We start from the raw sequence: 11,476 nt of genomic DNA, 5'->3' as shown, positions 1-11,476 counted from the left end.
CTCGATCAGGGTCAGGTCGAACTCCGGCTCCCAGCGCAGCCGCCACGTCTCCCTGAACGTGCCCTTGCCCCGCGCCTCCCCCGGCTCACCCCACCCGACCCCGAGCAGCCGCAACCGGTGCAGCAGGTGGCTGCGCGCAAGGTCGAGCGGCTTGCGCAGGTCGAGGTCCAGCTCCCGGTCGAGCGCCTCCGGCTTGAGCCGCAGCGCGCGCTGCCGGTCACGCAGGTCGCGCTGGAGCGGCACCATCGGGGTGCCGTCGGTGACCCGCCCCAGCCGGTCGCCGACCACCAGCCGCCGGTGAATCAGCTCCACAGCCAGGTCGTCGCCCTCGCACAGCACCGCCCTGGCCGCCTCGGTCACCTCGCCGAGCCCGGCCAGCGGCCGCCCGCGCAGCGCCGCCAGCCCGTGGGCGAGCCGTGACGCCTCGATCACGTGCGCCGGCGACACCGCCAGCCCTTCGTCGCGCAGCGCCCCCGCCGCCCTCGCCAGCCACCGCTCGATCGGCCGGTCCGGCGCCGTGAACAGGTGGTCGTACCAGCCGGGCGAGGTGATACCGGCCCCGTAGCCGCTCCACCAGGCCAGCCGCCCGTAGGTCCACGGCACCCAGGTCAGGTCTGCCTTCACCCTGGGCACGCCGCGCAGCACGGCGTTGTCGTCCTTGACCGGCGGCAGCGGCCCGGTCAGCGCGGGCACGTGCCAGGCCCCGCAGATCACGGCGATCCGCTCGTGCCCCTCCTTGATCGCCGCACGCAGCGTCCTGCGCATGTACGCCTCGCGCCTGGCCTCCCGCCCGGCCGGCACGTACCCCTCGCGGACGGCGGCCACGGCCTCGGCGATCGCCTCGAACGGGGTGTCGCCGCGGTGCTCGACCACGTCCTCCCACCACCGCTCGGGGTCGTCGTAGCCGGCGGCGCCCGCCAGCGCCCCGATGGGATCGATCCGTACGGAGTCGTCCCGCGCGTCCGAGGGCTCCCGGGGCTCCCGGGGCTCCCGGGGCTCGGCGAGGGTGCAGGCGGCGGGCAGGTCGCAGAAGCGGACCGGGACGCCCGCCTCGGCCCCGTACCGGATCGCCTGCCACTCCGGGGAGAAGCGGGCGAACGGCCAGAAGGCGGCGCTGGACGGGCTGCCCGGGACGTGGGCCAGCAACGCGACCGGAGGTTCGAGGTCGGGGGCGAGGTGGACGAGGGAGTCGGCCTCCGGCGGGCCCTCGACGAGGACGACGCCGGGGCGCAGGCGTTCGAGCTCGGCCCGGACGGCGCGGGCCGAGCCGGGGCCGTGGTGGCGGACGCCCAGGACGGCGACGTGACTCATGACACCTCGCGGCAGGCGCGGTAGAAGTCGCGCCAGTCGGACCGCTCGCGGACGACCGTCTCCAGGTACTCGCGCCACACCACCCGGTCGGACACCGGCTCCTGCACCACGGCCCCGACGAGGCCGGCGGCCACGTCGGCGGGCCGCAGCACGCCGTCGCCGAAGTGGGCGGCCAGGGCGATGCCGCTGGTCAGCACCGAGATGGCCTCGGCGGTGGAGAGCGTGGCGCTGGGCGACTTGACCTTGGTGCGGCCGTCCTCGGTCAGGCCGGCGCGCAGCTCGCGGAAGACGGTCACCACCCGGCGGATCTCCGACAGCGCGGTGGCGGTCTCGGGCAGCGCCAGCGAGCGGCTGAGCTGGGCGACGCGGCGCGCCACGATGTCGACCTCCTCCTCGGCGGTGGCGGGGACCGGGAGCACGACGGTGTTGAAGCGGCGGCGCAGCGCGCTGGACAGCTCGTTGACGCCGCGGTCGCGGTCGTTGGCGGTGGCGATGACGTTGAAGCCGCGCTCGGCCTGCACCTCGCGGTTGAGCTCGGGGATCGGCAGCGTCTTCTCCGACAGCACGGTGATCAGCGCGTCCTGCACGTCGGACGGCATGCGGGTGAGCTCCTCGACCCTGGCCACCCGGCCCTCGGCCATCGCCCGCATCACCGGCGACGGGGTCAGCGCCTCCAGGGAAGGGCCCTCGGCCAGCAGCCGCGCGTAGTTCCACCCGTACCGGATGGCCTCCTCCGCGGTGCCCGCGGTGCCCTGCACGAGCAGCGTCGAGTCGCCGCTGATGGCGGCGGCGAGGTGCTCCGACAGCCAGGTCTTGGCGGTGCCGGGCACGCCGAGCAGCAGCAGCGCCCGGTCGGTCGCCAGGGTGGCGACGGCCACCTCGACGATGCGGCGGGCGCCGACGTACTTGGGGGTGACGCGGTCGCCGTCGCCGAGGATGTAGGTGGTGACCGCCCACGGCGAGAGCTTCCAGCCGGGCGGGCGCGGCCGGTCGTCCTCCTTGGCGAGCAGGGCCAGCTCGTCGGCGTGCTGGTCTTCCGCGTGGGGACGCAGAACGGTCATGTCAGCTCCTTGAACATCTCGGCGCGGAAGCGCAGGAGGGCGGCCACCTGCTGGACGGAAGGCGCGGGCGAGTAGCTCTCGGCCAGCGGGGCCAGGCCCGGGTCGATGCGCTCGCCGGCCAGGCGGACCAGCTCGTCGAGGTTCCACGGCTGGGTGGCGGCCACTTTGACGATCTTGTGCAGGACGGCGGAGGCGAGGGGCTCGCGCCAGGAAGGCGACACCCCGCCCAGCACCATGATCAACTGACTGTCGAGGTCGTGGGCCCGGGTGAAGCCGGCGGCGAGCTCCTGCTGCTCGCCGGGGCCGAGCGCCTCCAGCAGGTCGGCGATCGGATCCCAGGCGAACATCGCCCGCGCCCACGCCGGATCGCGCTGCAGCACCGCCGCGCGCACCCAGCCGGCCTTCACCTCGCCGTCCCACTCGGGGACGCGCCGGGCCAGCAGGCTCTCGGGCGGCTCGCCCCACAGGGACAGCGGCGCGCGGGCGATGACCTGCTGCAGCCACCAGGCCCGCTCGCCGAACCCGCGCGGCGGCTTGGCCCTGATGCCGTCGCGCTCCATCGCCCTGTCGCAGCCCGAGGGCGGCTCGACGAGGATCACGGCGGGCCCGACGGTCATACAGGCGCGGGCGCGCTCGGCCATCCGCCGCGACAGCCGCGACTCCGGCAGGCGGGTGAGCAGGTTGGCGGCCTCCTGGCGGACCTCGCGCCGCCGGTCGTCCAGCGCCGACTCCAGGAACGGCTCGTCGTCCATGGACAGCCCGTCGGCCAGCATCTCCGTGAAGGCCGCCCGGTCGTCGGGCGTCTCGCGCTCCCATGTGCTCTCCAGCAGCCGCCTCGCCTCCGCGGGGTCACGCCTCCTCAGCCGCCGCAGGTGGGCGCGCCGGTCGGCGGCGCCGCCCAGCTCCCACGTCTCGCCGGTCGGCTCGTCGAGGAGGTACGCCCACGCCGGGTTGCGGGCGGCGAGCCACCGGCCGCGCCGCCCGGCGAGCATCCCGAGATGCGCCCGCACGGAGCGGTCCCACCGGCCGCGTTCGAGCAGCTCGGGCAGCAGGTGGGCGGGCATTCGGCGGCCGGTGGCTGCGGCGCCGGCCAGCCATTCGGGCAGCAGCCGCTCGTACTCGCCGCCCACGATGCGGACCAGCCGCTCGGCGGCCCGCCTGCCGATCGGCTCCTGCTCCTCCTCGGGGGCCGCCTCGCCCGCCCCGCTCTCGGCGGGCCGCCGCCCGGCCCGGCGCCGCGCCGTCTCCACCGCGGCGGCGGCGAGCAGGTCTCCGGGGTACGGCCGGCGATCGGTCCCGACGAGGGCCGTCGAGGCCAGGTCCGCCCAGTCGCTCATGGGGTGCTCACCGTCCACCTCCGCGTCGCGCTCCTCACAGGATCACCACCGTCCCGTCAGCGTCCCAGGTCGTCAGCGGGCGCAGCCCCCGGGGCGTCCACTCGGCGGCGACCGTCACCGGGTGCCCGCCGGACACCGCGAGCAGCCGCCACACCCCGCGCCAGGAGGCCAGCAGCGGGAACCCGGCCAGCGTGTCCTCACCGGGCACCACGCCCGTCAGCACGAGCGGCCAGGACTCGGTCCACGGGTCGGCGGCCAGCGCCGCGGCGACCTCCTCCAGGGCCTCGGCGACGCCCGCCCCTGGCGGTGGACCCGTCGCGGCGCAAGGCTCGGACCCGTGGCGGCGGGCCACCAGGGCGCGGAGCGGGGCGGCGCCGGGATAGAAGGCGAGGTCGGCGTCGATCGTGGTGCCGGTCACCAGGGAGGCGTCGAGGGGCTGGCCTGACGGGGCGAAGGACAGCACGAGCGCCGCGCGGCCCGTCTCCCGGCCGCGCAGCCAGACCCGGCGGGCCGTGAGCCGGTCCTGCTCCTCGTCGCGCAGGCCGAGGACGTCCCACCGGTCGCGGACCGCCGGGCGGACCAGGACCTCCTCCCGGGTGACCGGGAAGCCGACCCGCATGAGCACCGTCTCGGCCAGGCCGGGGGGCAGCTCGGCCCGCCTGCGGTAGGCGACGGCGAGCAGATGGAGCAGGGCGTACTCCTCCAGCAGCCGGCCCGGCCACTCGTCCTCCTCCCTGACGCGGGCGAGCCTGGCGACCGTGCCCGCCATCCCGGGCGCCTGGGCGTCGACGAGGCGTTTGGCCAGGCCCTCCCAGTCGTGCGGCGCGGCCGTGGCCAGGCCCTGGCGAATCTGGTCGGCCAGCCACCGCTCCACCTCCGCCAGCCCGGCCGCGACCCGCGCATGCCGCGGTGACCCGCCGTCATGGGAGGAAGCACCGTCGCGGGAAGACGCCCCCTCGAGGGAAGACGTCCCGTCGCGAGACGACCCGCGGGCGGCGTCGAGGCGGGCGGCCGAGCGCGCGGCGCGGGCATCCCGCTGGGCCAGCCACTCCGACGCGAAGGCCGGCAGCTCGTCCGTCTCCGGCACGCCGTCGGCCGACCACAGCAGCAACAGCCCCAGCGCGTGCTTGCAGGGGAACTTGCGGCTCGGGCAGCCGCACCGGAAGGCGGGCTCGCTCAGGTCGACGCACGCCTGGTAGGGCGAGGCCCCGCTGCCCTGACACTCGCCGAACAGCACCTCGCCCGTCACCCCGCGCACCCGCCACTTGCCCGCGGCGGCGACGCCCTGGGCCGCCTTGCGGGAGGACGCGTCGGGGGCGAGCGACAGGACTTGATCACGGCTCCACCGTTCGATCACCCGCCGCACATTAGCCACGCCGACCGACATTCCGCGACCGGCCGCGTGCGACCGGCAGGCGCCCCGTACAATCCGCCGGATGGAGCTGATGATCTACCCGGACGGGCCGGTCCTCGAGGTGGCCGACGAGGCGGACGCGCTGGCGCGGGGGCTGGAGGGGCAGCTCGTGCTCGACCGGACGCGGTTCCTGCGGCGCGACGTGACCGGGGCGCCGGTGGGGTTCGTGCCGCGGCCGCCGGTCGCGGCGGCGCTCGACCTGCTGCCGCACCCCGAGGGCGGCTGGTTCAGGGAGACGTGGCGGTCGGGGGTGACGTTCCGGCCGGACGGGTACGACGGGGACCGCGCCAGCGCCACCGGGATCTACTTCCTGCTGATGCCGGGCGAGGAGTCGGTGCCGCACATGGTGCGCTCCGACGAGGTGTGGCTGTGGCACCGGGGCGGCCCGCTGCGGCTGGTGATCGGGGACGAGAGCGTCGTCCTGGGCCCCGACGTGGAGCGCGGACAGGTGCCGCAGGCGGTGGTGCCCGCCGGGGTGTGGCAGTCGGCCCGGCCCGCGGAGGAGCGGGAGGTGCTGGTCAGCTGCGTGGTGTCGCCGGGGTTCACGTTCGCGGACTTCACCGCCCTGCCGCCGGACCGTCGTTGACCACCAGGTCGCGCGGCACCTGACCGGCCGAGCCGAGGCCGCACAGGGTGAGGGCGTTGGCCAGCTCGGCGCGCAGCAGCGCCAGCACGTGGGCGACGCCGTCGGCGCCCGCCGTCGTCAGCCCCCAGACCACGGGCCGGCCGATCGCCACGGCGGTCGCGCCCAGGGCGAGCGCCTTGACGACGTCGGTGCCGCGCCGCACGCCGCCGTCGAGCAGGACGGGCACGCGACCGTCCACCGCCTCGGCGATCAGCGGGAGGCGGTCGATGGTGGCCGGGGCGGTGTCGAGCTGGCGGCCGCCGTGGTTGGAGACGATGACCGCGTCGGCGCCGTGCGCGACGGCCAGGGCGGCGTCGGCCTGGTGCAGGATGCCCTTCAGGACGATGGGCAGCGACGTGACGCCGCGCAGCCAGTCGATGTGCCGCCACGAGATCTCCGGGGAGAGCGTGACCTGCCGGATGTCGCCGGCCCCGCCCAGGTTCGGGCACGACAGGCCGGGCGGCAGGTCGAGCAGCGCGCTCCTGGCGCGTTCGCCGGTCCGCAGCGCGGGCGAGTCGACCGTGATCACCAGCGCCCGGCAGCCCGCCGCCTCGGCCCGCCGCACCAGCTGCTCGGTGTAGCCCAGGTCCGGCTGGAGGTAGAGCTGGAACCAGAGCGTGGCGCCGGTGGCCGCCACGTCCTCCATGGCGACGGTCGACAGCATCGCGTTGATCATGATGACGCCGGCCTGCGCGGCGGCCCGGCCGGTGGCCAGCTCTCCTTCCGGGTGCGCCAGCCGGTGGAACGCGCTGGGCGCCACCAGCACCGGCATCGACGTCTGCCGTCCGAGGAGGGTGAGGTCCAGTGCGGGCTCGCCGGCTCCGGTCAGCACCCGGGGCACCAGCATCAGCCGGCGGAACGCCGCCTCGTTGGCGCCGAGCGTGACCTCGTCCTGCGCCCCGCCGGCGAAGTAGCCGTAGAGGCCGGGGTCGAGCTTGTCCCTGGCGGCCGTCTCGTACTCGCGGAGGTTGACGGGTTCCACCCGACCAATGTGACGGCAAAGGCCGGACCTGGCAATCGTCTGTCTCAGGACGTACGCTGGCGTCGCGCGGCGTCACCTTCGCCGGCCCGCGGCGGAGATATTAGCGGGACTCGGCGCATGTACGTGCCATATCGTGGGTACGGCAAGAATCCCTTGCATTATGCAATGGTGATCCAAGGGTGAAATGTCACACTTTCTGGAGGGCGGAGACGTGCACCCCGGCTTCTCCTGCGTCATCACCCCCGTCGACGGCGCCACGGTCCTGAGCCTGTCGGGCGAGCTGGACATCGCGACGGCCGCCGAGTGCGGCCGCGGTCTGGCCGAGGCCGTCGCGAGCAGTGAGCCGGCGCGGGTCGTCGTCGACATGAAAGGCGTCGAGTTCTGCGACTCCTCGGGCCTCAGCGTCCTGATCTCGGCGTTGACCGGGGCCGAGGCGTCCGGCGGCGTCCTGGTCCTGTGCGAGCTCCATCCGCGCATCCGGCGGGTGCTCACCCTCACGGGCCTGAGCAGGCGCTTCCGCACGTACGACACGGTGCCGGAGGCCATCGCGGCGCTGCCCCGGCCGATCACGTCCTAGCCTTCGGGCCAGCCCAGCGGGTGCGGGCCTGCCTCGGGAGGCTCGGCGCCCGCCGTGTTGAAGGCGTTCATGGCCGTGACCAGGGAGCGGCACTGCTCGGGCGACATGCGTGCCACGATGGCCGCGATCTCGGCGCGGCGGCGGGCGGTCACCTCGTCGACGACGCGCCGGCCCTCAGGGGTGAGCCGCATCAGGCTCTCCCTGCGGTTGAGCGGGTTGACCTCGCGCACGACCAGGCCGGCCGCGGCCAGCCGGTCGGCCATCCGCATGGCGGTGGAGGGGTTGACGTTCAGCAGCTCGGCCATCGTGACGAGCTTGGTCTGTCCCCGCGTGGCCAGCACCACCAGCATCCTGAACTGCGGCAGCGTGACCCGTTCCGCGACCGCGCCGAGCGAGCGGGCGGCGATGCCGACGAGCAGGCGGGTGGCCGTCAGCACCGCGGAGGTCACCGCGGCGAGGTCGTCCGCCCGCTCTGACATAGCCCCTTTTGTACACGCTTTATCGCAGAGGCTTCCGACTTATCGGGACATCTCACACAAGACTGCGCTGATGGTTGTACGTCCGGCGGAACGTGTGCCGCCTGCTGCCCGTGCGGAAGGCCGCCGACCCGGTGACCATCCCGTGCCCGGGAACCCGGAACGTCGCGCTGATCTCCTCACCCGGCAGCAGCTCGGCCACCTCGCGGCGGGAGGTCACCCGGCGGCCACGGGGCAGGCCGATCGCCAGCCGCACCCGCCGCCACGTGACCGCCGAGCCGTTGACCAGCGTCACCGTGACCTGGTCGCCGGACGCGGCCATCCTCAGCCCGTACGGGCGGCGCGGGTCCGGGCCGATCGACTGGTCGAGCAGCCCCATCAGCTCGCTGACCAGCTCCGGCCGCTCGCCCGAGACGTCCTTCCGCTCGCCGAGGTCGGTGTCGAGGTCGTACAGCTCGATCCTGCCCTCGGGGCCCGCGCCCGCGACGCCAGGCGAGAACCTGATCGCCTTCCACCGGCCGCGGCGGATCGCCTGCGCCCTGCGCGGCCGGTTCCACACCAGATGGTCGTGATCGGGCCCGTCGCCGCCGCGCAGCATCCCCCGGAACGAGCGGCCGTCGATCCCGTCCGGCGCCGGCACGCCGGCCAGGTCGGCCAGCGTCGGCAGCAGGTCCCAGTAGGCCACCGGCCGCGTCTCCACCCGGGGACGCAGCTTCGGCGACCAGGCGATCAGCGGCACCCGGATGCCGCCCTCGTACAGGCCGCGCTTGCCGGCGCGGAACGGGCCGTTGGAGTCGAACAGGCCGGGAGTCACGCCCTTCTCCCGGTGCGGGCCGTTGTCGCTCATGAACAGCACGATCGTGTCCGCCGCCTTGCCGCTCTCGCGCAGCGCGTCCACCAGCCTGTCCACGTACGAGTCCAGCAGCGTGACCTGGGCCGCGTGGCGCCGGTTGGCGCGGGTCCACGGCTTGTCCTTGTACTGTCCGGCGTTGCCGGGGACCTCGCTCGGCGCGTGCGGCAGGTTCGTCGGGAAGTAGAGCAGGAACGGCCTGTCGGACGGCCGCTTGATGAAGTCGACGGCCTGCCGCAGGAACAGGTCGGGCGCGTACGCCCTGCCGGTGAGCGCCACCTTGCCGGCGTTGTGCCACAGGTAGCGGGGGTAGTACTGGTGGGCGTGGCGGTGGGTGATGTAGCCGTAGAACTCGTCGAAGCCGCGCTGGTTCGGGTGGGACGGCTGGCCGGGCAGCTCGGGCCCGAACCCCCACTTGCCGATGCACGCGGTGCGGTAGCCGGACAGCTGGAGCAGCTCGGCGAAGGTCAGGTCGGCCTCGACCAGCGCGCCCTGGGGGCCGCCGTCCGGGTTCTCGCGCACGGTGGCGTGCCCGGCGTGCAGGCCGGTGAGCAGGGAGCAGCGCGACGGCGCGCAGAGCGGCGCCCCCGCGTAGGCGGCCTCGAAGCGCACCCCTTCGGCGGCCAGCCGGTCGATCGCCGGAGTGGCGATCTTCTTCTGCCCGTTGATGCCGATCTCGGCCCAGCCCAGGTCATCGGCGAGGATGATCAGGAAGTTGGGCCGGGACGCGGGAGCCGCCTGCGCCGATGACGCGGCGACGGGGACGGACAGACCGGCGAGCGCGCCCGCCAGGAGGGTCCGACGCGAGGGAGCGGGGATCATGCAGGACACCTTTGACGCAGTGTGAGATCGACATGCGAAGCACCGGAAAACGGCAAGGGGACTCCGCCGGAGCCGGAGGAAACCAGGGCGCTCGTCGGCAGTGGTCCCGGAGCTTGCAGATCTCCTGGGGCTCGGGAGGCGGCTCGTCCGTTGGGGACAACGGGCGGCCAGCGACGACGGTACCGCTCTCGATCTTGTCGCGCCAGTCGCTCACCTCTTTCGGCCGCGCTCAGTGATCCTTGTCTCCGTAGTGAAGCATGCCCCTCCCGCTCCACACCCGGGAACCCGGAGATCGCGCCGGCCGGCTTCGCGCCCCCGGGCACGCGAAGCCCGCCGGAGTCCGCTACGGCCGCACCGACAGGGCGTGGCGGAAGACGTCGCGGGGGTCGTAACGGCGCTTGACGCGCTGGAGGCGGGCGTAGTTGCCGCCGTAGTAGAGCGTGGACCAGGGCACGCCGGAGGTGTTCCAGGCCGGGTCGGCGTGGTCGGTGTCGGGGTAGTTGATGTAGGCGCCGCCGCGGTTGCCGCCGGGGACGGGGACGCCGCCGGTGCTCGCGAACGTCCTCCGGTGCAGGTCGCGCACCCACTGGACGCGGGCGTCGCCGTCCTGGCCCTCCTGCCAGGTGACCAGGTGCAGCGCCTTGAGCACCGACCGGCGTTCCGCGGTGGCGGTCGCCTCCGGCGGCACGGTGTTGACCTTCCCGCCGTACGACAGCAGCCACAGCAGGCCCGCGGAGGAGATCTCGCCGGGCTCGTGGAGGTGGTCGAAGGCCACGTCGGCCTGCTCGTCGGTGAACGGCTCGCGCAGGTAGGCCGACTTGCCCTTGTAACGGCCCTGTTCGGCGTCCGCGCCGAGCGAGAGCTCCCGTACGGCCTCGAACCAGGGCTGGCGGACCAGCGGCGGGACGAACTGCGGCGGGGCCACCCCCTCGGCGACGAACGCGAAGTGGTCGCGCAGCAGCTTCTCGGCGTCGGGCAGGCCGGCGTCGATCTGGGTGGGCATGACGATGCCGCCCGAGTCGGCGCCCGCCTGCCTGCCGGGGATCAGCAGCGAGCCCCACAGGGACAGGTACGGGCTGCCGGGGCCGCTGTTGCGGACGTGCCAGTCGGCGTAGTTGCGCAGGAGCCTGCGGAACGAGGCGCGGTCCATCCCGTCCCAGGACCAGAGGGCCAGTCCGGACAGGACGGCACGGGGCGGCCGGGGCAGCAGTGTGGCCGGGTCGTCGCCGCGGGCGCGCGGGTCGCGCATCCAGTAGCGGGTGACGATGCCGAAGTTGCCTCCGCCGCCGCCGGTGTGCGCCCACCACAGGTCGTGGTTCGGGTCGGCCGGGTCCCTGGTGGCGACGACGGCGCGGGCGCGGCCGTCGCGGTCGACGACCACGACCTCGACGGCGTGCAGGTGGTCGACGGTGAGCCCGTCGCGGCGGGACAGCGGCCCGTACCCGCCGCCCGCGATGTGCCCCCCGGCGGCCACGCCCCCGCATTGGCCGCCGGGGACGGTCACGCCCCAGCCCAGGTAGAGCGTCCGGTAGGCGCTCATCAGCGTGGCGCCTGCCTCGATCGCGAACGCGCCGCGCTTCCTGTCGAAGGACACGCCGGACATCTCGCACAGGTCGATGACGACCTGGGCGCCGTCGCCGACGAAGTTCTCGTAGCAGTGGCCGCCGCTGCGCACCGTCACCCGCCTGCCCGCCCGCACGGCGTCCTGGACCGCCTGGACCACCTGCTCGGTGGTGGTGGCGAGGCAGAAGTACTCCGGCTCGTGCCGGAAGCGCTCGTTGGTCCTGCGTACGGCCAGGTCCTCGTAGCGCGGGTCCCCCGGCCGCACCACGACGGGCCCTAACGGCGGCTCCTCCCGGCCTGGCGGCGCGAGCCCGCCCGCGACCCCGCCCGCCACGGCCCCGCCGCCGACCGCCGCGCCTGCGCCGATGAACGCCCGGCGTGTGACCTCGCTCATGTCGACCCCCTCGACTCGTGAACGCCTGTCCACGACGCTAGGGGGCGCGGCCCGCCGCGGGAAT

10 protein-coding genes are annotated in these 11,476 nt (G+C 74.5%); 2 read left to right on the top strand and 8 right to left on the bottom strand.

Features of this window, described 5'->3' with window-relative positions:
- The 4 genes from OUY22_RS07490 to OUY22_RS07475 form a co-directional block, all read right to left on the bottom strand.
- Window positions 1–1,311 (bottom strand): DUF5682 family protein (locus OUY22_RS07490; RefSeq protein WP_270154060.1); only part of this gene is annotated, 1,311 nt, incomplete at its 3' end.
- Window positions 1,308–2,372, bottom strand: coding sequence for an ATP-binding protein (locus OUY22_RS07485; RefSeq protein ID WP_270154059.1), 1,065 nt, complete (start codon window positions 2,370–2,372; stop codon window positions 1,308–1,310). The genes OUY22_RS07485 and OUY22_RS07490, both read right to left, overlap by 4 nt.
- Window positions 2,369–3,709: a DUF5691 domain-containing protein gene (locus OUY22_RS07480; protein ID WP_270154058.1), complete on the bottom strand. Its 1,341-nt coding sequence runs from the start codon at window positions 3,707–3,709 to the stop codon at window positions 2,369–2,371. The genes OUY22_RS07485 and OUY22_RS07480 overlap by 4 nt, the downstream gene beginning before the upstream one ends.
- 34 nt (window positions 3,710–3,743) lie before the next feature.
- Entirely contained in the window at window positions 3,744–5,066 is a 1,323-nt protein-coding gene (locus tag OUY22_RS07475; RefSeq protein ID WP_270154057.1) for an SWIM zinc finger family protein, read from the bottom strand.
- 79 nt (window positions 5,067–5,145) lie between these two features.
- On the opposite strand from OUY22_RS07475, the gene OUY22_RS07470 reads away from it, so the two are divergent.
- Window positions 5,146–5,709, top strand: coding sequence for a cupin domain-containing protein (locus OUY22_RS07470; RefSeq protein WP_270154056.1), 564 nt, complete (start codon window positions 5,146–5,148; stop codon window positions 5,707–5,709).
- Here OUY22_RS07470 and OUY22_RS07465 read toward each other — a convergent pair.
- Window positions 5,681–6,730, bottom strand: a complete 1,050-nt coding sequence (locus OUY22_RS07465; RefSeq protein ID WP_270154055.1) for an alpha-hydroxy acid oxidase — start codon at window positions 6,728–6,730, stop codon at window positions 5,681–5,683. The two genes, OUY22_RS07470 and OUY22_RS07465, sit on opposite strands and share 29 nt — an antisense overlap.
- A 184-nt stretch (window positions 6,731–6,914) precedes the next feature.
- On the opposite strand from OUY22_RS07465, the gene OUY22_RS07460 reads away from it, so the two are divergent.
- The gene (locus OUY22_RS07460; RefSeq protein ID WP_270154054.1) at window positions 6,915–7,307 is read left to right on the top strand and encodes an STAS domain-containing protein; all 393 of its coding nucleotides are present in this window, start codon (window positions 6,915–6,917) and stop codon (window positions 7,305–7,307) included.
- Here the strand turns inward: OUY22_RS07460 and OUY22_RS07455 are convergent.
- The 3 genes from OUY22_RS07455 to OUY22_RS07445 form a co-directional block, all read right to left on the bottom strand.
- Entirely contained in the window at window positions 7,304–7,786 is a 483-nt protein-coding gene (locus OUY22_RS07455) for a MarR family winged helix-turn-helix transcriptional regulator (protein WP_270154053.1), read from the bottom strand. The genes OUY22_RS07460 and OUY22_RS07455 overlap by 4 nt on opposite strands.
- 52 nt (window positions 7,787–7,838) lie before the next feature.
- Window positions 7,839–9,455, bottom strand: a complete 1,617-nt coding sequence (locus OUY22_RS07450; RefSeq protein ID WP_270154052.1) for a sulfatase-like hydrolase/transferase — start codon at window positions 9,453–9,455, stop codon at window positions 7,839–7,841.
- A 343-nt stretch (window positions 9,456–9,798) separates the two neighbouring features.
- Window positions 9,799–11,412 (bottom strand): FAD-dependent oxidoreductase, encoded by a 1,614-nt coding sequence (locus tag OUY22_RS07445; RefSeq protein WP_270154051.1) that lies wholly within the window; start codon window positions 11,410–11,412, stop codon window positions 9,799–9,801.
- Window positions 11,413–11,476 lie beyond the last annotated feature (64 nt).

Origin of the sequence: Nonomuraea corallina, assembly GCF_027620315.1 — a bacterium.
Classification (GTDB): Bacteria; Actinomycetota; Actinomycetes; order Streptosporangiales; family Streptosporangiaceae; genus Nonomuraea; species Nonomuraea corallina.
This window is presented reverse-complemented; position numbering and strand designations above follow the sequence as displayed.

Coding starts and splice junctions, on each gene's coding strand:
- OUY22_RS07485 (WP_270154059.1), bottom strand. CDS start 2,372: ATGACCGTTCTGCGTCCCCACGCGGAAGACCAGCACGCCGACGAGCTG.
- OUY22_RS07480 (WP_270154058.1), bottom strand. CDS start 3,709: ATGAGCGACTGGGCGGACCTGGCCTCGACGGCCCTCGTCGGGACCGAT.
- OUY22_RS07470 (WP_270154056.1), top strand. CDS start 5,146: ATGGAGCTGATGATCTACCCGGACGGGCCGGTCCTCGAGGTGGCCGAC.
- OUY22_RS07460 (WP_270154054.1), top strand. CDS start 6,915: ATGTCACACTTTCTGGAGGGCGGAGACGTGCACCCCGGCTTCTCCTGC.
- OUY22_RS07455 (WP_270154053.1), bottom strand. CDS start 7,786: ATGTCAGAGCGGGCGGACGACCTCGCCGCGGTGACCTCCGCGGTGCTG.
- OUY22_RS07450 (WP_270154052.1), bottom strand. CDS start 9,455: ATGATCCCCGCTCCCTCGCGTCGGACCCTCCTGGCGGGCGCGCTCGCC.
- OUY22_RS07445 (WP_270154051.1), bottom strand. CDS start 11,412: ATGAGCGAGGTCACACGCCGGGCGTTCATCGGCGCAGGCGCGGCGGTC.